Origin of the sequence: Parapedobacter sp. (assembly GCF_035556095.1) — a bacterium.
Lineage (GTDB): Bacteria > Bacteroidota > Bacteroidia > Sphingobacteriales > Sphingobacteriaceae > Parapedobacter.
The window spans coordinates 300,303-322,419 of record NZ_DATMFT010000018.1; the positions used below are offsets into that span (position 1 = coordinate 300,303).

Annotated in this window: 23 protein-coding genes; 11 read left to right on the forward strand and 12 right to left on the reverse strand. The window is 51.9% G+C overall.

Annotation, left to right across the window (positions count from 1 at the left end; translation table 11 throughout):
- Positions 1-95: 95 nt before the first annotated feature.
- Positions 96-1,661, reverse strand: a complete 1,566-nt coding sequence (locus VNQ80_RS09675) for a calcineurin-like phosphoesterase C-terminal domain-containing protein (protein ID WP_325637921.1) — start codon at positions 1,659-1,661, stop codon at positions 96-98.
- Between the two features lie 316 nt (positions 1,662-1,977).
- On the reverse strand, positions 1,978-2,838 hold the full coding sequence (locus VNQ80_RS09680) for a sulfite exporter TauE/SafE family protein (RefSeq protein WP_325637923.1): 861 nt from the start codon (positions 2,836-2,838) through the stop codon (positions 1,978-1,980).
- A 454-nt stretch (positions 2,839-3,292) separates the two neighbouring features.
- Between VNQ80_RS09680 and VNQ80_RS09685 the strand changes: the two genes are divergently transcribed.
- Positions 3,293-4,852, forward strand: coding sequence for a glycoside hydrolase family 43 protein (locus VNQ80_RS09685; RefSeq protein ID WP_325637925.1), 1,560 nt, complete (start codon positions 3,293-3,295; stop codon positions 4,850-4,852).
- 25 nt (positions 4,853-4,877) lie between these two features.
- On the opposite strand, the gene VNQ80_RS09690 is transcribed toward VNQ80_RS09685, so the two are convergent.
- The gene (locus VNQ80_RS09690; RefSeq protein ID WP_325637927.1) at positions 4,878-5,381 is read right to left on the reverse strand and encodes an ArsR family transcriptional regulator; all 504 of its coding nucleotides are present in this window, start codon (positions 5,379-5,381) and stop codon (positions 4,878-4,880) included.
- Positions 5,382-5,562: 181 nt separating this feature from the next.
- Here VNQ80_RS09690 and VNQ80_RS09695 point away from each other — a divergent pair, with 181 nt between their 5' ends.
- From VNQ80_RS09695 to VNQ80_RS09715, 5 genes are all read left to right on the forward strand, one after another.
- Complete coding sequence (locus VNQ80_RS09695; protein WP_325637929.1) at positions 5,563-7,209, forward strand: hypothetical protein; 1,647 nt, start codon at positions 5,563-5,565, stop codon at positions 7,207-7,209.
- A gap of 42 nt (positions 7,210-7,251) precedes the next feature.
- The gene (locus VNQ80_RS09700) at positions 7,252-7,488 is read left to right on the forward strand and encodes a UPF0175 family protein (RefSeq protein WP_325637931.1); all 237 of its coding nucleotides are present in this window, start codon (positions 7,252-7,254) and stop codon (positions 7,486-7,488) included.
- On the forward strand, positions 7,463-7,936 hold the full coding sequence (locus tag VNQ80_RS09705) for a DUF3368 domain-containing protein (protein ID WP_325637933.1): 474 nt from the start codon (positions 7,463-7,465) through the stop codon (positions 7,934-7,936). The genes VNQ80_RS09700 and VNQ80_RS09705 overlap by 26 nt, the downstream gene beginning before the upstream one ends.
- Before the next feature lie 140 nt (positions 7,937-8,076).
- Complete coding sequence (locus VNQ80_RS09710; RefSeq protein WP_325637935.1) at positions 8,077-8,592, forward strand: TlpA family protein disulfide reductase; 516 nt, start codon at positions 8,077-8,079, stop codon at positions 8,590-8,592.
- 202 nt (positions 8,593-8,794) lie between these two features.
- On the forward strand, positions 8,795-9,781 hold the full coding sequence (locus tag VNQ80_RS09715) for a rhodanese-related sulfurtransferase (protein ID WP_325637937.1): 987 nt from the start codon (positions 8,795-8,797) through the stop codon (positions 9,779-9,781).
- Here the strand turns inward: VNQ80_RS09715 and trmB are convergent.
- On the reverse strand, positions 9,753-10,403 hold the full coding sequence (gene trmB, locus VNQ80_RS09720; RefSeq protein WP_325637939.1) for a tRNA (guanosine(46)-N7)-methyltransferase TrmB: 651 nt from the start codon (positions 10,401-10,403) through the stop codon (positions 9,753-9,755). The two genes, VNQ80_RS09715 and trmB, sit on opposite strands and share 29 nt — an antisense overlap.
- 190 nt (positions 10,404-10,593) lie before the next feature.
- Here trmB and VNQ80_RS09725 point away from each other — a divergent pair, with 190 nt between their 5' ends.
- The 3 genes from VNQ80_RS09725 to VNQ80_RS09735 are packed head-to-tail and all read left to right on the forward strand — an operon-like array spanning position 10,594 to position 12,164.
- On the forward strand, positions 10,594-10,830 hold the full coding sequence (locus tag VNQ80_RS09725) for a hypothetical protein (RefSeq protein WP_325637941.1): 237 nt from the start codon (positions 10,594-10,596) through the stop codon (positions 10,828-10,830).
- Positions 10,808-11,215: a putative toxin-antitoxin system toxin component, PIN family gene (locus VNQ80_RS09730; RefSeq protein ID WP_325637943.1), complete on the forward strand. Its 408-nt coding sequence runs from the start codon at positions 10,808-10,810 to the stop codon at positions 11,213-11,215. The genes VNQ80_RS09725 and VNQ80_RS09730 overlap by 23 nt, the downstream gene beginning before the upstream one ends.
- A gap of 13 nt (positions 11,216-11,228) precedes the next feature.
- Complete coding sequence (locus VNQ80_RS09735; RefSeq protein WP_325637945.1) at positions 11,229-12,164, forward strand: GDP-L-fucose synthase; 936 nt, start codon at positions 11,229-11,231, stop codon at positions 12,162-12,164.
- Positions 12,165-12,181: 17 nt separating this feature from the next.
- Here VNQ80_RS09735 and VNQ80_RS09740 read toward each other — a convergent pair whose 3' ends face one another.
- The 3 genes from VNQ80_RS09740 to VNQ80_RS09750 form a co-directional block, all read right to left on the reverse strand.
- Complete coding sequence (locus VNQ80_RS09740; RefSeq protein WP_325637947.1) at positions 12,182-12,649, reverse strand: hypothetical protein; 468 nt, start codon at positions 12,647-12,649, stop codon at positions 12,182-12,184.
- Positions 12,627-13,010, reverse strand: coding sequence for a phage holin family protein (locus VNQ80_RS09745; protein ID WP_325637949.1), 384 nt, complete (start codon positions 13,008-13,010; stop codon positions 12,627-12,629). Before VNQ80_RS09745 ends, VNQ80_RS09740 begins: the two co-directional genes overlap by 23 nt.
- Before the next feature lie 96 nt (positions 13,011-13,106).
- Complete coding sequence (locus VNQ80_RS09750; protein WP_325637951.1) at positions 13,107-13,376, reverse strand: YtxH domain-containing protein; 270 nt, start codon at positions 13,374-13,376, stop codon at positions 13,107-13,109.
- A gap of 291 nt (positions 13,377-13,667) precedes the next feature.
- Here VNQ80_RS09750 and VNQ80_RS09755 point away from each other — a divergent pair, with 291 nt between their 5' ends.
- Entirely contained in the window at positions 13,668-14,852 is a 1,185-nt protein-coding gene (locus tag VNQ80_RS09755; RefSeq protein WP_325637953.1) for an MraY family glycosyltransferase, read from the forward strand.
- A 131-nt stretch (positions 14,853-14,983) separates the two neighbouring features.
- Positions 14,984-16,522, forward strand: coding sequence for a YifB family Mg chelatase-like AAA ATPase (locus VNQ80_RS09760; protein WP_325637955.1), 1,539 nt, complete (start codon positions 14,984-14,986; stop codon positions 16,520-16,522).
- A gap of 4 nt (positions 16,523-16,526) precedes the next feature.
- Here the strand turns inward: VNQ80_RS09760 and VNQ80_RS09765 are convergent, their stop codons facing one another.
- The 5 genes from VNQ80_RS09765 to VNQ80_RS09785 form a co-directional block, all read right to left on the reverse strand.
- A complete protein-coding gene (locus tag VNQ80_RS09765; protein WP_325637957.1) occupies positions 16,527-18,194 on the reverse strand; it encodes a sodium/sugar symporter in 1,668 nt (555 codons plus the stop codon).
- 160 nt (positions 18,195-18,354) lie between these two features.
- Positions 18,355-18,978, reverse strand: coding sequence for a rhomboid family intramembrane serine protease (locus VNQ80_RS09770; RefSeq protein ID WP_325637959.1), 624 nt, complete (start codon positions 18,976-18,978; stop codon positions 18,355-18,357).
- A gap of 151 nt (positions 18,979-19,129) precedes the next feature.
- Entirely contained in the window at positions 19,130-20,200 is a 1,071-nt protein-coding gene (locus VNQ80_RS09775; RefSeq protein ID WP_325637961.1) for a PA0069 family radical SAM protein, read from the reverse strand.
- A 221-nt stretch (positions 20,201-20,421) separates the two neighbouring features.
- On the reverse strand, positions 20,422-20,652 hold the full coding sequence (locus tag VNQ80_RS09780; protein ID WP_325637963.1) for a hypothetical protein: 231 nt from the start codon (positions 20,650-20,652) through the stop codon (positions 20,422-20,424).
- Between the two features lie 175 nt (positions 20,653-20,827).
- A complete protein-coding gene (locus tag VNQ80_RS09785) occupies positions 20,828-22,090 on the reverse strand; it encodes a VCBS repeat-containing protein (RefSeq protein WP_325637965.1) in 1,263 nt (420 codons plus the stop codon).
- Positions 22,091-22,117 lie beyond the last annotated feature (27 nt).

The following is a 22,117-nucleotide window of genomic DNA, read 5'->3' on the forward strand; positions in this document are numbered from 1 at the left end:
TGGGCCCTCAGCTACGAATGTATTGGAACATCAGCAGCGTGGCAACCCGTGCCGTTATGCAGCGACCTGCACCGTCCTGAAATGCCAAAGGCCAGCTACCTCACCGTAATGGTGGCTTTTTCGATGAACGTTTGGCCGAACATATCGGTTGCTTTCACCTCGATGGTGTGCACACCGGGTTTCAGTTTGCCATTGGCGATGTTTAGTTTCCAAAGGTGGTTGCTGATACCGGGGTCGCCGGGCTTTCTTCCTTCCCAGATTTCTTCGGTCTGGTCCCAAGCCACGCGCTCCGCAATGAATGTAGGGTCATACTCTTCCACGCGCTTCATGGCTTTCCAGTCGTCATTGCCGATGCGCACCATCACCGTGTCGTTTGCCGTACCCATGTAAAAGTTGGCATAGATGCTGATAGAACCTTTGATGCCTGCAGCCGTTACCTTGGGTGCGTAGATACCGATTTGGTGATCGGCGGGCTTACCAGCCACTTTGTAGTCGATCTGGTATTGGTTGCCATCAAAGCGAACGAGCGCATAACCTTTGGGCGTACCATCGGCCATCATGGATGCGGGCACCCCGTCTTCATTGAACCGCCCACTATACCAGTTGCCCGAGGTGGTACCGGCATTGTAGTGGTGGTGCGGCTCATCGCGCAGCCAGCCATCCTCGGCGGTCATGAAAAAATGCGTTTGCCTGTGCGTATGCGCCGAGAACGACAGCGTATGGGGGAAAGGTTGCAGCAACTTGAAGAGCCGTTCGCGGTCTTCCTTCCGGAAGGAATTGTTGTTAGTAAACGGAATGTGAAAAGCCAGCACAACAAGGCGATCGTTGGGGACATATTGCAAATCGTTGGCAATGAAGGTGAGTTGTTGCTCGCTCAGGCCGCCCCAATATCCTTTTCCACCACGCGGGTCGGGATAGACGATATCGTCTAACACGATGAAGTGCACATTTCCTTGATTGAATGCATAGGTAGCCGGCCCGAAATGTGCCTCGTACGACTCATCCGAAAGCGAATCGGCCGTTACATCAAAATTAATATCGTGGTTGCCCATGACATTGTACCACGGCACACCGACGGCTTTGGTCGCGGCGATGTAGGGGTTGAATAGGTCGGGCCTATTGCCGACCAAATCGCCCAAGCTCATCCCGAATGCATACCCTTGCGCTTCGCGTAGCTCGGCGATAACGCCCTGCTCGTAGTAACGCACTTCGTCTTCGGTATACACCTGCGGGTCGCCAAATAGGATCATCTTGAAGGAGTCACCGACCTCATTTTTCACCAAGGGGAAATTGATTTCCTTCGGAAGTGGCCCGGTAGGCGGTACACCGGCATATGCCAGTTGGGGCGACCCCTTCGGCTTATGGATGTAGAAAAACTGGGGAAGCTGGTCGTCGTTTACGGGCACATCGTAGTCGCTGGGCTTGATGACCGATATGATCTGGTCATCGCCGACGGGCAATTCATAGCGCCCCTTCTCATCGGTCTGTACCACCTGGAGTCCATTGGTTACCGACACACCGGCAATCCCCTTTTCACGCCTTTCCTTGATACCGTTGTTGTTCTGATCGTCAAATACCACGCCCTTTGCGACCTCTTGACCGAAGGACGGAAGGGATAACAGCAATAAAGCAATACCGAAATAGAACGCTTGTCTCTTCATGAATTTACTTTTATTTTAATTTGTTTACCGGTTAATTTTACTTCCGTTATGTTTCATTTTGTTACAAAGAAACAAATTTCATGTGCATTACATATTAGATTTACGTAAAAAAATGGTAAAGTAGGCAGTGGTGGGTGCTTACCATAAGCGCATGATGGCCGGGATCCGCAGCAGTTCCCCCTGGCGTGCGGCAAAACAGCCTTTCGGAGGGTTGGGTAGGCCACGTTGGGGCATAGCACAAACGGCCTGCCCAAAGGCGCCTTGCCTACCGATGTTCAGTGGATTTCTGAGCCGATAAAGAATAATCGAACTCAGGTTAGAAGATAGTAATGTACAACGAATATAACGAGGTGCCGATAATGAGTATACCCACGGCAACGAAAAGCGTCTTTTTGGTTACCTTCTTGGTGATATAAGCACCCAAAGGGGCCGCCAGCGCGCCGCCGAGGATAAGGCCGAGGATAATCTGCCAGCTATGGATGCCCGTGAAGTAAATCAACACGCCTGCGGTGAAATAGGTGACAAAAAACTCGGCTGTATTTACCGTGCCGATGATGGTACTGGGCGTATTGCCCTTCCGGATGAGGTTGGAAGTAACGATAGGTCCCCATCCGCCACCACCGATGGCATCAAGAAAGCCACCAAACGCCGCCAGCATGGGCGCCCCTTTGGTGTTCTCTTTCGTCTTGAGGTTTTTCTTGAAGGCCTTCAACAGAATCAAGACCCCCAAAATAAGAAGGTAAGCATGGATGTAGGGCTTGATGACGTCGCCATGAATCACTGATCCGAGCAAGAAAGCGCCCAAGGAAGCGAAAATGACGCCCGGGATGACGAGTTTGAAAAACAACTGCTTGTTGAAGTTGCCAAACCGGATATGCGATAACCCGGATACACCGGTGGTAAATATCTCGGCCGTGTGGACCGCCGCAGAGGCAAGCCGCGGCGACAATCCGTAACTGAGCAGCACCGCACTCGACGTGGCACCGTAGGCCATCCCCAGCGCGCCGTCGACCATCTGGGCAACAAACCCCGCCAGCATAAACCAGAAGAATGTTTCATCGAAAAGCAGATCTTTCGTGCTTGCGTAAGGGAGGTATTTGATCAGCACGATGGCGACCAACGCTAATTTCATCAACACAATCCCAATGGAGATATGCCGGGTTGTGATTCGCTTCATTCGCCGAATCGAGTAGGCTTGAACCCTAGCGAATGGACTCATATACTTATATTTACTGATGCACTCATACGGTATCTCAATGATCATCCACATGCGCTACTCGCCAACGGACCATCGTATTACCCGGCAAATATAAAAATACAACACAATTTCTACCTAATAAGTAGAGTATTATTTTGAAAAAAGTATATTTTGGAACCAAAATAAATCAACTTTGACTATGTTTGTACGCACCGATTAGAATCAGCTCATGAAACAATATCCGCTTTTGGTTGCGGCTCCGCGTTGCGGTTCGCAGATGAAGAACCTAGTGGTTTGGCGGTAAATTAATGGCGGCTCCGAGACAAAACCTGCTGCTTTTGAGACATAATGTATACGCGATACGGGTAAAAATCACTTTCTTTGCGTTTTATCTGGGCGAACACCCTATTGTAAATCGATAATTAGCGATCTGATGAAACCCACGCTTGTATACCTCGCACTGCTCCTCACCACCGTTTTGGGCTGCACGAATAGCCGCTCAACGGATGGACCGGCCGATCCCCTGACCATCGTTAACCCCGTACTGCCGGGCGACCATCCCGACCCGACGGTCATCAAGATCGGCGATACGTATTGGGCCTCGGCTACTTCCAATGAATGGGCACCATTGTTTCCGATTTATAAGTCGACCGACCTGGTAAATTGGGAACAGGTATCGTACGCATTTGCTGACCTGCCCGAGTGGGCCCGGAATAATTTCTGGGCGCCGGAGCTAGCCTACGATGAAGAACAGGGCACTGTATATCTGTATTACACGGCCCGCGACAAGTCGACCGGCCGTCTCGCCGTGGCTGTGGCAAGTGCGCCGTCGCCCGAAGGGCCGTATACCGACCACGGCCCGCTGGTAAGCCAGGAGTTGGGTTCTATCGATGCGTATGAAGTGAAAGACGACGACGGAAAGATATACCTGCTCTGGAAAGAAGATGGCAACAGCAAAGGCCAGCCCACCCCCATGTGGGCACAGGAGATCAACGCCGAGCGCACCGCACTGGTGGGCGATATGCACGAATTGTTTACCAACGACGCCGAATGGGAAGGACGCTTGGTTGAAGGAATCAGCGTATTCCGGCACAACGGTTACTACTACGCCACCTATTCGGCAGGCGCTTGCTGTGAGGTGACCTGCAATTACAAAACCGGAGTGGCCCGGGCCAAGCAACTGCTGGGACCGTGGGAGAAATACGACCAGAACCCGGTGCTGGTAGATAATGACCATTGGAAATGTGCCGGTCACGGAACGGTAGTGCAGCATGGCAATGATTTTTACTACCTGTACCACGCTTATAACCAAGCCGGCAGCGTATACGTAGGGCGCGAAGGGGTATTGGAAAAAATCAACTGGACGGCTGACGGGTGGCCCACTTTCGCCAACGATGCGGGTTATGACCGCGATGCGGCGGCTTCAGACTATAGCGATGATTTTGCGACGATGGCACCCGTGTGGCGGTGGCGCGTGAACCAACCGGCCGAATATACCGTGGGTAAAGACGGCTTGCTGCTCACGGCATCGCAAGCCAACGACGGCATCGGCTCGCTATTGGTGCAGCCCATCACTTCCATCAACTACGAAGTGACCGCCCGTATAGCTACGGGACTTACGAATGGTCAGGCAGGTGCTTCCATCACCATGGTGGGGGGTGCCAACAACCGCTTCGGCGCACCCATTGCCGGTATTGGCATCGGCGTTTTTGGAAACCAGGTGAAAGTGTGGCGTATCGCGAAAGATGACGTGCAGGAACTGCAAACGCTCGACATTGCCGCCAATGAAGAAGAAGTAACACTCAAAATGGCCGTCTCCGATGGCCACCTCGTCGACTTTTCGTGGCAGGAGGGTGGCACATGGAAAAGCGCATTGGAAGACTACGATGCGGCACCGCTCGTACCGTGGGGTATGGGCTTCCGTGTAGGGCTTGCAGCCCGTGGCGATGGCGAACAGGTGCGGATCAGCCAGCTGGAAATCAAAAACAGGTAACCGTTAGTCCTTACCAAGCAAACGCTTACTGCTCAAACAACACGAGTCCTCCGCCGGGGGGCTCATTGCTCAATGTGAATGCCACCTTGCGGTGGATGATGCTTTCTACTTTGGGGGCCAGCTGCTCCAGGTAATCGGCGTTGAGACGTGGGCCTACAATCGTGACCTCGATGGTACCGGTATCGCGCCCCTCTGCATAATCGCCCGTAAGGATCACCTGGTCCACTTCGCCCATCCGCTGCAATACCGTCTCCACGATGCGGTCCAACCCAAGGTACTTGTGCACGATATCCTGCAGTGAACCAAATAACGGATGCTGTGTATTTGCCCGGTAGGATACGCGGTTACGCTGGGCCTCCTTTTCGAGGTAACCCGCGTCCGAAAGGTTGTTGAGCTCCCGGCGGATGGCGTTGGTAGATTCATTGAATTCATCGGCAAGTCCCCGCATGTGGCCCCGGTTAGCCGCATTGATGAAAAACTTTACCAGTAGACGCAAGCGGGTTTTTGAGGTAATGAGCGAATCGAGCATGTTTGTTTGTGTACCGAGCAACAAAAGTACTCTTTTTTTCGGAAACTCCTTCAACAACACCGCCTACAAACATTCCGTCCACAACAACGTTTCTTAAAGGATGAGCCCGATCAATCCGGTGAAAATGCTCATTGATGGGTTGAAAAGCAACCGATGAATCGATAATTAAAAAATAACGCATATGAAGCCGATATGGAAATGGCTCATAGGGGTGACCGCGGGCATACTTGTTCTCGTTGCCGCGGCCAGCTGGTACCTTGGCCATACGTTGAAGCCGAAAATAGCGGCTGCACTGAAAGAACGGGTTGCAGACGGCACGGATGGCCATTATGCGCTAACCTACGAAGGGTTAGACTTATCGCTATTGGCCGGCAACGCAACGGCTACCAACATCCGGTTCAAACCGGATACGCCGCGCGATACCGCGTGGCGGCCAGCAGCAAGTTACAACATCCGGGTAGGCCGCTTGCAGGTGAGCGGCGTGGGCATACTCCGACTGCTTTTCACCGGCGACCTACACATCAGCACCATCACGGTGGATACCCTGTCTGTGCACATCACTACCTACGCACAGACGGATACGGCCGATGCCGACACTACCCGGGATACGTGGATAACACGGCTCTCCGAAAACACCCAGCTGGCGGGCACACGCGTGGGGCGCTTTGTGATCCACGCAGGTGAACTAGTGCTCGTGGCCGACGATGATGCTACCCGCCTGCATACCGAGCAAATCAATGCCACCGTGCAGGACATCCGAATAGACTCGGCATCCCTCAGCGACACCGCACGTTTCTATGGAACGGAAGCCGTACGTGTGGACGCCGCTGCAGTAACCTATACCCGGCCGGATAGTCTGTACCAATTGCGTACCGGCCCGCTGCGCTTGGAGACGGCACGTCGCGAATTGGTGCTCCGTGACCTGCGCTACGGGCTCACGGTTAGCAAAGCGGAATTTTATCGGCAGGTGGGATTGGCCGAAGACATCGGCGACATCTCCATCGCCCGGATTGGCCTCAGTGATATCGACTTAGGCCGTTGGATGGACTCACAGACCGTAGCAGCGTCAGCGCTGCACATCGACAGTGGACATATCGCCGTATATAAGGACAAAACGCAACCAAACCCGCCTGAAAATAAAATAGGCCGGTCGCCGCACCAGCAGTTGCTGCGCTTGGAACAGCGGGTGGCCATCGACTCGGTATTGGCGAGCGCCCTCGATATCCGTTTCACCGAGGTGAGCGACCAAACGGGTGAGGCCGGTACGGTGACATTCGACGGCACGAAGGCCGTGATATACCACCTGACCAACGATTCGACCGAGCTGGCGCACAACCGTTTTATGCGGCTGCAAGCACGCGCCCGGGCCATGGGAGCGGGCGACCTCACCGTCAACTTCCGGTTTGACCTGCTGGATAGCTTAGGGGCGCACACCTACCATGCCGAGGTTGGCCCGATGGATGCAACGGCCTTTAACCGCATGCTGACCCCCCAAATGCGGGTCGAAATCGAACGGGGCACCGTACAAGGGCTGCGTTTTGACATGGAAGCAAACGACCGGCGCACAACGGGTAGCTTGCAACTGGATTACGACGGCTTAAAGGTGAACTTTTTACGGAAAAACCGGGAAGGCGAAACATCGACAAAAAAAATCGCTTCCTTTTTTGCCAACCGGTTCCTGCTGAACGACAGCAACCCCGATGCCAATGGCATACATCATACGGGCGAGGTATACATCGAGCGACCTTCTTCGTTTTCGTTCTTTAAGATGATCTGGCGGAGTATCCGTGAAGGCACCAAGGAGTGTGTCGGACTGGGCGATGGGTAATGCGTTTTTTAATTTTTATATTAAAATTCGTATCTTTACATTATGACTACGCTGACACTTGAGGTACCGGCATCCTTGGAACGTGACAAGGAGGATACCGTCCGTTTTCTTGCAGCGAAACTGTATGAATCGGGTAAACTAACGTTGGGGCAAGCCGCGCAGATGGCGGGCATGAAGAAATGGGATTTCGCTGAAATCCTATCGAATTATGGTGTGAATTATATCCAATACACTTTTGACGACGTGATTGCTGATGTCGAGCGAATCGCCAACCACTAATACGGTCATCACCGACGCCAGTTGCTTTATCATTCTGGATAAAATCGATGGCCTGCCCGTTCTTGAATCCCTTTTTTCACGCGTCGTTACAACGCCAGAAATTGCAGCTGAATATGGCAAACGCCTCCCCTTTTGGGTGGAAGTGCGTGCCGTCGAAGACCGCGACCTGCTATATGATTATGCTGAGCGGGTGGATATCGGTGAGGCCAGTGCCATCGCGCTTGCCTCCGAAGTCCCTTTCCCTCTTTTAATTATCGATGACATGCGCGGTCGGAAGCTCGCCGACCAGCTTCACTTAGACTATACCGGTACCCTAGGCGTTCTTGTCCTTGCCCGACAACGGGGCATTATCGATAACCTTCGGCCTCACTTCAACCGCATCCGTGCCACTAACTTCCGCATCCCTGAACGGTTGCTAAATGCCCTAGAGGAAATATACGACCGTTGACCACTGGTGAGTTTTCGCAGTGAGGACAAACCGGGGGACCAAATGCTATACAGAAAAGATGGAATCAAAAACGTAAATTTCCGCTATGAAAATAGGCGCTCAATGGTAGCAGAGAGGGCAACTTTGTTTATGTTTGCAACATGATACGTACTTGCGTAATATTACTCGCCATGCTGGTGGCTCAGGTAGCCGAAGCGCAAAAGGCACCAGCGGTACTTAAAACCGAATTTACGGCTGAGGCCCTCCAACAACCGCTATTTGCACTGGACGGCAAACAAACAACTGCCGGCGACGTACTGGAAGCCTATAAAGGCAAGACCGTGCTGCTCTATATATGGGCAATGTGGTGCCCCGACTGCCTCAAAGGGTTTCCGGAATTGAAGGCTTTCCAGGCAGCCAACCCAGATGTGCCCGTGGTTTATTTCTCGTTGGATAGGGAAGAGCAACGGTGGAAAGACGGTATCGAAAAGTTCGGCCTGAAAGGTGCGCACTATTGGTTTAAAACCGACTGGAAGAATGACTTCACGAATGCGATAGACCTCAACTGGATACCGCGCTACCTCATCATCAGCCCTGCAGGTGGCATAGCTCACTATTACGCAGTGAAGGCCGACGACCCGGCGCTGCAGCAAGCAGTAGATAAGCTGGCACAGTAATTTAATTCTTTGTTGCTTAGCGGCAGCGGAGAGACCGCTTACGTCATTTTTATTGCATATAAAACCGACTTTCGCTAAGTTTCCGCTATTTCTTTTGCTTTCCAATGGCAGCAGAGAGATCGCTACATTCGCATCTTTGTGCGAATTTAGCTAAGTTTGCAACCGTAAAACATTAAACGCCGTTTGCAGCGGTATCAATGAGATGAAAAAATACTTTACGTTGCTGTACTATTGCTACAGCCACATCGACAATGCGGAACAATTTGCCGCCGATCACCTCCAGTTTTGTAAATCACTGGGCCTCGTAGGCCGCATCATTGTTGCCGACGAAGGGCTCAACGGCACCGTGTCGGGTACACCGGAAGCGTGCCGCACCTACATGGACACCGTGCACGCCGACCCCCGCTTTGCGAAGACGGACTTCAAGGTCGACGAGGTGGCCGAACCTTCGTTCATCAAGATGCACTGCCGCTACAAGTCCGAAATCGTACACTCCGGCCTGCGCGACCCGAAGCTCATCGACCCAACCAAGGAAACAGGCAAACACCTGGAGCCCCATGAATTCATGGAAATGAAAGACCGCGATGATGTGGTAGTGCTCGACGTACGCTCCAACTACGAGCATAACGTGGGCCGCTTTAAGAATGCTGTGACGCTGGATATCGAGAATTTCAGGGAGTTCCCGGACAAGATTGACGAGCTATCGGCCTACAAAGACAAGAAAATACTAACGTACTGCACCGGGGGCATCAAATGCGAAAAAGCGTCGGCCCTGCTGCTGAAAAGCGGCTTTACCGATGTGTACCAACTGCATGGCGGCATCATCAAATACGGCAAGGAAGCCGGAGGTAAGGACTTTGAAGGGAAGTGCTATGTATTTGATAACCGGGTAACGGTGGATGTGAATCAGGTGAATCCCACCGAGGTGGCCACCTGCCGCAACTGCGGTACGCACAGCAGCCGGATGATCAACTGCGCCAATCCGGAGTGCAACGAGCACTTCACCCAATGCGAGGCGTGTGGCTGGAAGATGGAGGGTTGCTGTACGGAGGCCTGCATGGAACATCCCCGTAGGCGGCCGTATGATGGCACGGGATTCTATGTAAAGGTGCCACAGCCGGTCAACTTCGAAAAGATCAGCCGCCGTACGGCGAAGCGGCTCACTGCCAACTCCACATCACATAATTGATGTTCTTGGATACTTCCAGGTATTTGCGCTCATAGTAGGTCTTGATGCCGAGTACTTCATCCACGAGGTCGGAACGGTAGAGGTCCGCGGTTTGCTTATGGATGGGCAATCCCTGTTCGGCCAGCTGCTCCAAGGTGTAAGCATATAACCCATCGTTGTCTGTCTTCAGGTGCATTATCCCGTCCGGCGCCATCACCGCTTTATATTTGGCCAAGAAGGTGGGGGCAGTAAGCCGCTTTTTCTCGCGACTTTGCTGTGGCTGGGGGTCTGGGAAAGTAATCCAGATTTCGGCAACTTCGCCAGGGGCAAAATAGTCGAGTATGGTCTCGATCTGGATACGGAGGAAAGCAACGTTGGTGATACCTTCTTCGAGGGCCGTTTTGGCGCCGCGCCAAATACGTGCCCCCTTGTAATCCACACCGATAAAGTTGCGCTCGGGAAATAGTTTGGCCAGATTGACCGTGTACTCACCCTTGCCACAGGCCAGTTCCAGCACAATGGGCCGGTCGTTGCCGAAATGGTCCGCTGCCCACCTACCCCGCATCGGCTTGCCGGCATCCAACTGCAATACGTTGGCGAATGTATCGATCTCCCTAAACTTCCGTAGCTTGTCTTTTCCCATGGCGCGTCATTAGCGCCGGCAAACTTAGCAAATTACGCACAAAGATGCGTATTTGCGATCTCTCTGCTGCCATTGAAAGCAGGATAACAGCAGAAAACTTACTGAAAAGAACAATACGAGCGTACCGTCCAAATTTGCTTATGAGAAGAATTCTGTGTATTTTTGAGGGACGGAAGCATCTTATAAGGACATGGAAACGTTGATTCTAAACAGTAATTCGAAGCGTGATGTGAAACTATTAGTTGAAATTGCCAAGAAATTGGGTATGGAACTAAAAGTAGCAGATAAACATGATTTGATCTTAGCTGAGGCGCTGATATTAAACCAGTCCGTTAAAAAAAACAATATTTCCTTAGATGAAATTGTGGATGAATGTAATGTTGTGAGAGCCGAATTACATCAAGATGTCCGAACGAATCATCCTTGATACGAATATTTGGGTGAGCTACTTCATTGGACGTAATACTGATGAAATTGCTTTGACCATACTAAACCATAATTTGACGGTTTTTTCCTGTATCGAATTAGAGGCGGAAGTGGTTGACGTGTTGAGCAGAGCAAAATTCAAGAAATTAATCCGCCTTGAAACTGACCGTTATCTTTTCTTTTTACGGAGCCTTACTCAGTCAGTTCAAATAAACAAACGTTTTAAGGGGTGTCCGGATGACAAAGATGATTTTCTGTTCGATTTAGGCATCCAAACAAATTCCGCTTTTCTCGTTACAGGCGATAAGCGCTTACTGACGTTTGACCTAAGCCCAATCGCCGTAATGTCATTAAAAGCCTTCAAAGAGACCTATCCACCCAAATAATTTGTGAGGACACATGGAAAAAAACGCGAAGATATACATTGCAGGCCATCGCGGCATGGTGGGTTCGGCCATCCACAGGAAGTTAACTGCTGACGGGTACGGCAACCTATTGCTGCGTACTTCGGGCGAGTTGGACTTGCGCAACCAACAGGCAGTTGCCGATTTTTTTGCTGCGGAGCGGCCGGACTACGTGTTCCTGGCGGCAGCAAAGGTCGGGGGCATTCTGGCGAACAATACGCTCCGTGCCGATTTCCTTTACGAGAACCTAGCGATACAGAATAACGTGATCCATCAAGCGTATGTGCATGGGGTGAAAAAGCTTCTTTTTTTGGGGTCGAGCTGCATCTACCCGAAGCTGGCTCCGCAACCCATCAAGGAGGAATACCTGCTCACCGGACTGCTAGAGCCCACTAACGAGCCCTATGCCATCGCCAAAATCGCGGGCATCAAGCTATGTGAGGCCTACCACGACCAGTACGGTTGCAATTTCATATCGGTGATGCCCACCAACCTATACGGCTATCGCGACAATTACCATCCCGAGCACTCGCATGTACTACCGGCGTTGCTACGGCGACTCCATGAAGCCAAGGCAGCCAACCTACCCGCGGTAACGGTGTGGGGCAGCGGTAAGCCGATGCGTGAATTCCTGTTTGCAGATGACCTAGCCGATGCGTGTGTATTCTTGATGGCCAACTATGACGACCCGCAATTGGTAAACATCGGCACGGGCAAAGATCTACCGATTAAGGAACTAGCTTATCTGATTAAATCGATTGTGGGTTATGAAGGCGAGTTGGTATTTGACACGTCGAAGCCTGACGGCACACCTCGGAAGTTGATGGATGTGAGCAAGCTGCATGCCCTGGGGTGGCACCACACGACACCGCTCGAAACAGGCGTCCGGTTGGTTTATGACGACTTTCTGGCCAATTGTGCGGCACGGTAAATCCGTAGACTCACCAATCAGTAGGTTTCACTATCCGGTGGGATGCCGTAATCCTTGCGGCGCGCCCGGCGGCGGCGACTGGCCGGTGGCCGCACAAAATCGGCCACTTTGCTGACGAGGTTGGCAACGGTGTCCTTATTGAGCGCACCGGCAGCTTGTTGGGAAAGTAACGTAACCAGCGCCCGCTTAAGAAAGCCCGCTTTACGCAGGAAAAACCGGTTGAGGACAATGGGCAGTCCAATGCGCAACACCTTATTCAGCCAGTCTTCGTCCTTTTTACCCTTTTCAAACAGCCCCTTGGTAAAACTGGCCCCGGGCACCCACATGGCAAGTGACTTCAAGAAGCGCACCGGCGCAGCCACTTTCTCACTGAGCAATTGGTATTGGTCACCGAGGTAACTCTCTTGTTCCTGGGCAAGAGCCTTGAGGCGTGCGATTTCGAGCCGCAGGTCGCCCAGGTTTTTAATTTTGCTTTCCTTCCTCATCCTCATCAATTTCGTCGTTCCACTTTTGCAAGAACCGTTTGATGGAAAGGTTCATGAAAAAACGCTCCAACGGATTTTCGAATGCTGATATCAAGATGATCAGCAACACAAATATCCCCCCTGTGGCTAGAAATCCCAACGCTGAACTACCCAGCAGCTCGCTTAGGTAAAACCCCAATGCCAAGCTCAAATAGAAAATGACGAATATGGCTAGGATACCCTTCACCCCATCTGTGATTAGGCTTGCGATCAACCGTGATGATCGTTCGACAAGCCGCAACTTGAGTAGTTTGAAACGGGTATCGATATACTCTTTACTCTTTTGGTATACGCCGTTTATCGAAAATTTTTTATCCTCCATTTGGTTTTGGCCAAGGGTTTATGCTATCGACAATAAGTAGGACATCCCCTGAATACAGTGCCATGCTATGGCGTGGGGCGCAGCCCCTTTCTATATTCAGGCGTGCTCTTCTAGGGCCTCCTCTACCTCGCGTTCATGCTTACCCACTTTGGTCTTGACGCTGGCAACGATTTTTTCTTTGAAGTCATTGAGGTGGTCCAACTGCTCCGCGGTACGTTCTTTTAGCGCATCGCCGAGATCCTTAAGGGAGTCGTTCAGTTTCTCACGCGTTTCGGAACCCTTATCTGGTGCAAATAAAATACCCAACGCAGCCCCTGCGGCCAAACCTGTCAGCAATGCTGCTACCACTTTTGCGTTATCACTCATAATCACGTTTTAATTTATAAATTGAACATTCTACGATTAACTGCGAATCCAGTCCTGTTAAATATACAAACTAATCCGCAAATCGTTTGCCAAAAACCAAAAAAAGACGGAGAAAAGGCAATTCATAGCTTACCTTGGCCGCACTACGCAGGTGTTTGGCGCGGATGTGACGCAGTGCACGTTAATGTGGCATAAATATTGCACCGTTTTTCGCCAACGTTGCATAGTAACTTTTTTTATTTATTTCGCTTATCTTTGCCGCGTTGCATTTGAACGAACACGCTAATCTATATGGTGGAGATCTACTTATTGTTTTTTTCATTTCTGTTCTCATGCATCATCACCCTGTATGCCGTGCCGTCGCTGATTAAGCTGGCCTACAAGAAGCGATTGTTTGATGATCCTGCGCTCGAAGAGCGGAAAATCCATAAATACCGCACGCCGAACCTGGGCGGCATAGCGGTACTTATTTCGTTCGCTTTTACAGCCTGCCTCTGCATACCAGGCAACATCTTACCATATGCCAATTATATCTTTGCCTCCGGATTACTGATTTTTTCGGTGGGCCTCAAGGATGACCTTGCCGCACTGAATCCTTACAAGAAATTTCTGGGCCAAACGGTAACCGCGCTTATCGTGGTTTATTTTGCCGATATCCGCCTCACAAGCTTTTACGGTGTCTTTGGCATCCACGATATCCATCCCGTGGTAAGCTATCCGTTTACGAGCTTACTCATTGTGTTTATCATTAACGCGTTCAACCTCATCGACGGCATCAACGGACTGCTGGGTAGCGTGAGCATGATCGTGAGCCTCACCTTCGGATATATCTTCTTCCGTATGGAAGAATATGGGCTAGCGATATTGGCGGTCAGCATGGCCGGATCGGTATTGGGCTTCCTTCGTTATAATCTGGGCAAAGCACGCATCTTTATGGGCGACGCCGGCGCTTACACCATTGGCTTTATCGTCTCGGTGCTGGCCATCCAGTTTATCGAGCTGAACAAACCGAGTGAAGTGACCGCATTGGTCGATTCGGTTGGCAATGCCGTCCCCGCTGTGGCTATAGCGATTTTGATTATCCCGATTTTTGATACGCTCCGCGTGATTGTCATCCGTTTAGTGCAGGGTAAATCGCCTTTCATGGCCGACCGCAACCACCTTCACCATCGGTTGCTCGATACGGGAATGACCCACACACAAGCTACCCTGGCACTCTCGGCATTCAACATCGTGATGATCGGTACCGCCCTGTCTTTCCAATTTATCGGTACGGTAGAACTCCTGATACTCATTGGCTTGGTAGCGCTGATGATGAACACCATGCTGTGGCTCTATGATGTGCGCCAAGTGATTGCACGCTCGCAATCGGTAGGATTGGAAGACGACAAGACGATATATCCGCTACGGGACCATGCCCGCGAGGTGGCCGAGGAAGCCTTGCAACAATACGAAGAAAAGCAGCACCAAAACTGATTAGGTTTGCCTTTCCTGCAAACTTTTTCTAAGTTTCCGCTATAATAATTGCCTTTTAATCGCATCGGAGAGATCGATAAAGTTTGCTTTTCCTGCAAACTTTTTCTAAGTTAGCGGAAATACTTCCACCTATGCTCATCAAAACCTATGGAAGTGCCGTTTACGGCATCGAAGCGACAACAATCACCATCGAAGTGAATATTACGGGTGGTACCCGCTACTACATCGTGGGACTGCCCGATAATGCCGTGAAGGAAAGCTTGCAACGTATAGAAAGTGCGCTATCGGCTGCGGGGATGCGGATGCCACGGCAAAAAATCGTGGTGAATCTCGCTCCGGCCGACATCCGCAAAGAGGGCTCCGCGTATGACCTGGCCATTGCGATGGCTATTTTGGCGGCCTCAAAGCAACTCGAGGCCCCGGCACTCAGCAACTTCCTCATGCTGGGCGAATTGTCGCTGGATGGCGGCATACAGCCCATCAAGGGGGCGCTCCCCATTGCTATGCAAGCCGTGCGCGATGGCTTCAAGGGACTCATCCTTCCCTATGCCAACGCGCAGGAAGCCGCAGCGGTAGCTGGCCTGGAGATATATGGTATCCGCCACATCAGGGAAGCCATTGCCTTTATGGCCGGAAAACAGCCGCTGGACCACGTAACGGTAAACGTGGATGACGCTTTTCTAGGGCGCATGGACAACTATGACACTGATTTCGCAGACGTGCAGGGGCAGGAAAACATCAAGCGGGCGCTGGAGATTGCCGCTGCAGGGGGGCATAATGTGTTGCTGATTGGCCCGCCTGGCTCGGGAAAGACCATGCTGGCCAAACGGCTGCCCACCATACTGCCGCCATTGAGTTTGGATGAGTCGCTCGAAACGACCAAAATCCATTCGGTAGCGGGCACGCTGGGCACCGCCCAATCCCTCATGACCACCCGGCCATTCCGCGCACCGCACCATACCATCAGCGACGTGGCATTGGTGGGTGGTGGCGCAAACCCAAAGCCGGGAGAGATTTCGCTCGCCCACAACGGGGTATTGTTTCTGGATGAGCTGCCCGAGTTTAAGCGGGCAGTATTGGAGGTCATGCGCCAGCCGCTCGAATCGCGTCAGATCACCATATCTCGCGCCCGCTTTTCAGTAGACTACCCGGCCAGCTTTATCATGGTGGCCGCTATGAATCCTTGTCCCTGTGGCTTCCATAACCATCCAACGCGGAGCTGCGTATGCCCTCCGGGCATGGTGCAGAAATACCTCCATAAGATATCGGGCCCCTTGCTAGACCGTATCGATCTGCATGTGGAGGTAACGCCGGTTGACTTCCACGCACTGACATCGCCTCGCCCTGCCGAGACCAGTGCGGCCATACGGCGCCGCGTGATAGCGGCACGCGAGCGGCAGGCACGACGCTTCACAGCCCACACCACCATCCACTGCAACGCGCAGATGAGCCCGCGCCAGGTGCACGAGCGCTGTCACATCGATGAAAGCAGCCAGACATTGCTCAAAACAGCCATGGAGCGGCTTGGCCTTTCGGCGCGGGCGTACGACCGCATTCTCCGCGTATCGCGCACCATTGCCGATATGGCGATGGCGGAAACGATCGGACCGGAACACGTGGCCGAGGCCATCCAGTTTCGCAGCCTAGATCGCGACAGCTGGACGGGATAACCGGTTACCAGAATATGGTATAGATGGCCACCAGCAGGCCAATGATGATTACCGTGCCCGCGAGGAAACCGGGGTGCACCTTGAACATGCTGCGGTCCACTTCAAGTCCTTTGGGTACTACGCCACGCTTGTTCTCGATGATGCTGATGAGCAACATGCCCACGATACAAAATACGAACACGATTCCCATACGGTCGATAAACGGTATTTCGTAGATACCTGCGGCGTTCGGTACGGCAAAACCAACTGTATAGAGCGAGGAGAGGTCTGCCCACTCGGGTAGAAATTTCAAGACCACCGACAGGGCAAAGCCACCAATGGTAGCAAACAACGCTGCATTGGACGTCGCTTTCCTCCAAAAGAATCCGAGAATGAACATGGCAAAAATACCCGGCGATACAAAGCCGGTGTATTCTTGGATATATTGGAATCCGCCCTTTTCGATACCCAAATGGGGCGCGATGATGACGGCCAAAATCATGGTGACAACAATGGTGATTTTACCGATATTGACCAACTGCCGTTCGCTCGCCTCTTTATTGAATATCTTTTTGTAGATGTCTAACGAGAAGATCGTGGCAATGCTATTCGACTTACCCGCGAGCGAAGCCACCACGGCTGCGGTGAGCGCGGCGAAAGCCAACCCCTTCAACCCTACAGGTAGCAGATTGAGCAACACGGGGTATGCCTTGTCGGGACGGACAGCACCTGCCTCAAGCATTTCCTGCTGAAAGAACCCTTCTTGGTAAAGGACGTAAGCCGCAATGCCCGGCAATACCACAATAACGGGCATGAGCATCTTAAGGAAGGCAGCGAACAGAATACCGTTGCGCGCCGTCTTGAGGTCGGCGCCCAATGCGCGCTGGGTGATGTACTGGTTGCAGCCCCAGTAATTGAGGTTGACAATCCACATACCGCCAATAAGGATAGACAACCCGGGCAGGCTGATGTAGTGTTCCTGCGTTTTGTCAAAAATCATGTCAAAGTGCGACGGCGCATGCTCATGCAGCAGGCCCAAGCCGCTAAGCGCCCCAGTACTGCCGTAATGGTCGGAAACCATATTCAGTGCCAAGTAGGTGGTGGCAAGACCACCGAGTATGAGCACCAGTACCTGGATAACATCGGTGTAACCGATGACTTTCATACCGCCCAATGTGATGAAAATCGCGAAGATGGCGATGCCATACATACAGACGGTAAAATTGATATCGGATATGGCCGACACGGCCAGGGCGCCCAGGAAAAGGATGGATGTGAGGTTGACCACGACGTATAACAACAGCCAAAAGACCGCCATGATCGTACTCACCGTACCGTTGTACCGCTGGTTGAGGAATTGCGGCATGGTATAAATCTTATTCTTGAGGTATACCGGTATAAAGAAAACGGCTACAATGATCAGCGTAGCGGCCGCGAGCCATTCGTATGCAGCGATGGCCAGCCCGAGCTTGAAACCGTCGCCACTCATACCGATGAACTGCTCGGCGGAAATATTGGATGCAATCAGCGATGCCCCGATGGCCCACCAGGTCAGCGATCCTTCCGCCAGAAAATAATCCTTGGTATTGAGCTCTTTTGACCTCTTACGGTAATAGATCCAAAGACCATAACCGGCGATAATAACGAAATAACAGAGAAAAACGATATAATCTGATGTTGCCAAGGTGTTCATTGCGCTTCCAATATAATTAAGTTTATAAACGCCGCTAATGTAAATATTAATCGCATAAAATCAATATTGCCTGTCGACATTTGCAGATTTATTTTGTCAAATCGATTACAACCGATTGATTAAAAGTGCATTAAAGGGTGTTACAAAAACACTAAGCTTATTACGAGAACTGGTTGATGAAATAAGCGATAATATCCGGGTACAGTACGATGGTGAACACCAATCCGAAGACTGCGCCGTAAAAGTGCGCATCGTGGTTAATGCCGTCGCGCGCATTGCGCGATGCCCAAACGCAGTAACCCAGATACAGGAAAGCAAACAACCACGCAGGCATGGGGATGACGAAGAAGATACCCAACATGGTTTTGGGCTGGAACAGGATGAAGCTAAACAGTACAGCACTGATGGCACCCGATGCGCCTAGACTGTAGTAGTTGGGGTTATTGCGCTCTTTGAATACGGTACGCACATCGCTCAGCACGAGGCCGAGGATATACAGCAGGGCGAAGTGCAGGTGGCCCCAGGGACTCAGGCTGACCAATATGGATTCGAGCGCGAAGCCGAAGAAATAAAACGTGAGCATGTTAAACAGCAAATGCCCCCAATCTTTGTGGATAAGACCGCTGGTGAAGAGCGTATAGACGTGGCGCCCACGGCTAACACTGTGCGGGTGGAGCATAAACCGACCGAAGAGGTGGTGGTTTGAAAACGTATAGATACTGGTAACGATGGTAAAGGCGAAAATGATGCTGGCTACCGGTGTTTGGATCAGATATTCTTTCATCTGTGTATGCTTGCCTGTTAGTTGTCAATATTTGTCCCACCTTAGGCGGGAAGGAACCTATCGGGTTCATCTCGTCGGGCTCAGCCGCCGAAAATAAGAAAAATAATCCGTTTACCACGTCCGAGCGATCGTGACGCATCAAACAATTGGGTCAAAATAAATCCAATTGCTTTCCGCCTTTGGGCGCAAATAAATCCAGTCGGAGTTGGGGCAGGCTGCGGTCGCCGAGGTACTGCCTCACGCTGAGCTTGAACAGTTGCCGGATGCTTTCGGCCTCGTGCCCTTCCCCTTTCATGCGGGTGCCCCAACGGCTGTCGTTGAGCTTCCCACCATGGCAGGCGGCGATGCCGTGGAGCACTTTTTCTGCCCGGTCGGGATAGGCCTTGTGCACCCAGTCGGTAAACAGCTCGCCGATAGCCCCGTTGAGCCGCACGATGGTGTATCCCGCCCCACTTGCGCCATGATGCGCCGCCGCTTCGATGACCTGCGGCACTTCGTTGCTGTTGAGGCCGGGGATGATGGGTGCACACATCACCATCACGGGGATGCCCGCGTCGCTTAGCCGCTGGATGACGTTGAGCCGACCCTTGGCCGTAACCGTGCGCGGCTCCATTTTTTGCCGCAACGATTCGTCTAGCGAGTTGAGCGAAATGGCTACGTGGACGAGACCGAGGCCGGCCAGTTGCGAGAGGATGTCCAAATCGCGCAGAATGAGGTTGTTTTTACTGATGATGGACACCGGGTGGCGGTAGCGCAACAGCACCTGCAGGATAGCCCGGGTGATGCCGAGTTTGCGTTCAACGGGTTGGTAGCAATCGGTATTGCCGGAAAGCATGATGGGCTGCGGCTTGTAGCTGCGGGCATTGAATTGCCGCTCAAGCACGGTGGCGGCATTACGCTTGACGATGATTTTTCGCTCGAAATCGAGCCCGGCACTGTAACCCCAATATTCGTGTGCATTGCGGGCATAGCAGTAAATGCAGCCATGCTCACAGCCTTGGTAGGGATTCATGGAATAGCCCATGCGGAGATCGGGGCTGTCGTTGACACTGATGATTTTCTTGGGATTTTCTTCGATGAGTTGGGTATTCGAGTTTTCGAGGAACTCTTCATCGAGTCCCTCAATGTGTTCGGCGACGTACCGCTGAGCAGCGAATTTATTGTGCGTATTGACCTGGGCGCCCCTTCCCTTAAAATACTCGGGGTTTTGTATCGTATCCATTGCACAAATATACTAAATAAATTAGCTAAACATATGTGCGAACTTGCTGTTTTGTGCAATACTCAACGCAGCTATGGCGTTGGGGTATACGTATAAATTAAAGTAGTTTGATTGCTGGGAAATACTGAAAATCTTTTTTATTCAGTGATAAAAGGGGCAGGCCGTAGTATGCGTTTTTTCATCTCCGCGGTAAAGTTCAATGAGGATGTTCGTATCAAAAATCACCATGAAGAAAGCCAAGCTTTCGAACGCACCTCGTCGATAGTAGGAAAACCTGAGCCCTTGCCAAAGCTTTCCAACAATACAGTTGCAGCCACTGACTTACCTCGAGGTACCACCGCCTGTTTCCTTTCCCGTTCTCCCTTTTTTTCCACGCTGATTCCCAATTCGCTCGCCAGGGCTAAAATCTTATCCAATTTAGACTTATTGTTCGATTTTAAAATCAGTTCCATATCATATAAAGATAACTATCAATATTAACTTTATCAATTCATACACGATGCAGTCGCGCTACAACATAACTTTTCCCAATGCCAGGAGGGCCAGCAATGGTGAAGACCCGCTGTCAACCCACTTGCTGCCGGTCGCTTTACTGGTCTATCAGGAACTCGTCCATGCCCAAACGAGCTAATCTGTTGGTTTCTTCAAATATAGGGTATCCTCATCCGCCTTACCCAACAACAGGCGCCCTTGCGAGCCCCATCCGCCGACGAATGCATCGGCAATGCCATCGCCATTGAGGTCGCCCACGGTGATGTTCCAATTGCGGCCTATCACTGAGGGCGGGAGAGCCTCCTCGGTTACATCGGTGAAGTGGCCGGTGCCATCGTTGCGGAAAGCACGTAGGCGCTCTTCGGAAAAGCCGGGCACAGCTACGGCGCTCAGCAACAGATCGATATGGCCATCATGATCGAAATCGATCTCGCGCGCCGAGTAGGTAGAGAATTCATAAGCAGGCATACGCTGTGCCGTTTCATCGGTAAACCGCGCTTGGCCATCGTTGATCAGGATGCGGGCCTGCGGGTTTTTGTCCCACTTGCCGGCATTGCTGGTGATGTTGGCAAAAACAATATCCAGATCGCCATCGCCGTCAACGTCGAACACCAGTGCTTCGCGCGTCTCGAGCGGTTCGGGCAAGTCGAGTTGGTCGGCATGCTCGGTAAACCCGCCGCTGCCATCATTGATGAGCAGGCGATTGGGTGGCACTTCGTTGCCCACCACCATATCCAGATGGCCATCGCTGTTGAGGTCGGCCAGCTTGATGCTTTGCGTGGCATCGTTAACCTGCGGCAGATTTCGGGCGGTGCGGTCGATGAAATAACCCGGACGCAACGAGTCGTTTATCCACAGGAAATTTTGGCCCTCACTTCCCGAGTTACCCACCACGATATCCGGCCGCCCATCGCCGTCCACATCGCCCACATCGAGGCCGTTGCCTTCACTCATCCCCAGCAGGCGGTCGCTCACGTCGCGGAAGGTACCATCGCCATTGCCGAGGTAATACTCATGGGTCTGGTCGTCTTCGGCCACAAACACAACGTCTATATGCCCATCGCCATCGAAGTCGACTGCGCGCACATGCTCGGTATCGTGCTTGGCTGCTTTGAATACGCCCCGCTTCCAGCTAAGCACGCCGCTACCATCATTGATATACAGTCGGTTTTCATCCCCTTCAAGCGCTGCGATCACATCCAGGTCACCGTCGCCGTCCACGTCGGCGAAAGCCACTTCCAGAATATGGGCTTCCGGATCTTGCGGCACGTGGGTAGCCGTAACATCAAGAAAATAGCTGGTTTCCATTCCAGATTTGGCAGGAAGGGTTGAAGCGCACGACCAAGCGAAGCTCGCGGCCGCCAACGAGGCTAGTGTGTTTGTCATCATCGGGTTCATTGGATTGCTATTTAAGTAAATTAATAG

Coding starts and splice junctions, on each gene's coding strand:
- VNQ80_RS09675 (WP_325637921.1), bottom strand. CDS start 1,661: ATGAAGAGACAAGCGTTCTATTTCGGTATTGCTTTATTGCTGTTATCC.
- VNQ80_RS09680 (WP_325637923.1), bottom strand. CDS start 2,838: ATGAAGCGAATCACAACCCGGCATATCTCCATTGGGATTGTGTTGATG.
- VNQ80_RS09685 (WP_325637925.1), top strand. CDS start 3,293: ATGAAACCCACGCTTGTATACCTCGCACTGCTCCTCACCACCGTTTTG.
- VNQ80_RS09690 (WP_325637927.1), bottom strand. CDS start 5,381: ATGCTCGATTCGCTCATTACCTCAAAAACCCGCTTGCGTCTACTGGTA.
- VNQ80_RS09695 (WP_325637929.1), top strand. CDS start 5,563: ATGAAGCCGATATGGAAATGGCTCATAGGGGTGACCGCGGGCATACTT.
- VNQ80_RS09700 (WP_325637931.1), top strand. CDS start 7,252: ATGACTACGCTGACACTTGAGGTACCGGCATCCTTGGAACGTGACAAG.
- VNQ80_RS09705 (WP_325637933.1), top strand. CDS start 7,463: ATGTCGAGCGAATCGCCAACCACTAATACGGTCATCACCGACGCCAGT.
- VNQ80_RS09710 (WP_325637935.1), top strand. CDS start 8,077: ATGATACGTACTTGCGTAATATTACTCGCCATGCTGGTGGCTCAGGTA.
- VNQ80_RS09715 (WP_325637937.1), top strand. CDS start 8,795: ATGAAAAAATACTTTACGTTGCTGTACTATTGCTACAGCCACATCGAC.
- trmB (WP_325637939.1), bottom strand. CDS start 10,403: ATGGGAAAAGACAAGCTACGGAAGTTTAGGGAGATCGATACATTCGCC.
- VNQ80_RS09725 (WP_325637941.1), top strand. CDS start 10,594: ATGGAAACGTTGATTCTAAACAGTAATTCGAAGCGTGATGTGAAACTA.
- VNQ80_RS09730 (WP_325637943.1), top strand. CDS start 10,808: ATGTCCGAACGAATCATCCTTGATACGAATATTTGGGTGAGCTACTTC.
- VNQ80_RS09735 (WP_325637945.1), top strand. CDS start 11,229: ATGGAAAAAAACGCGAAGATATACATTGCAGGCCATCGCGGCATGGTG.
- VNQ80_RS09740 (WP_325637947.1), bottom strand. CDS start 12,649: ATGAGGAAGGAAAGCAAAATTAAAAACCTGGGCGACCTGCGGCTCGAA.
- VNQ80_RS09745 (WP_325637949.1), bottom strand. CDS start 13,010: ATGGAGGATAAAAAATTTTCGATAAACGGCGTATACCAAAAGAGTAAA.
- VNQ80_RS09750 (WP_325637951.1), bottom strand. CDS start 13,376: ATGAGTGATAACGCAAAAGTGGTAGCAGCATTGCTGACAGGTTTGGCC.
- VNQ80_RS09755 (WP_325637953.1), top strand. CDS start 13,668: ATGGTGGAGATCTACTTATTGTTTTTTTCATTTCTGTTCTCATGCATC.
- VNQ80_RS09760 (WP_325637955.1), top strand. CDS start 14,984: ATGCTCATCAAAACCTATGGAAGTGCCGTTTACGGCATCGAAGCGACA.
- VNQ80_RS09765 (WP_325637957.1), bottom strand. CDS start 18,194: ATGAACACCTTGGCAACATCAGATTATATCGTTTTTCTCTGTTATTTC.
- VNQ80_RS09770 (WP_325637959.1), bottom strand. CDS start 18,978: ATGAAAGAATATCTGATCCAAACACCGGTAGCCAGCATCATTTTCGCC.
- VNQ80_RS09775 (WP_325637961.1), bottom strand. CDS start 20,200: ATGGATACGATACAAAACCCCGAGTATTTTAAGGGAAGGGGCGCCCAG.
- VNQ80_RS09780 (WP_325637963.1), bottom strand. CDS start 20,652: ATGGAACTGATTTTAAAATCGAACAATAAGTCTAAATTGGATAAGATT.
- VNQ80_RS09785 (WP_325637965.1), bottom strand. CDS start 22,090: ATGAACCCGATGATGACAAACACACTAGCCTCGTTGGCGGCCGCGAGC.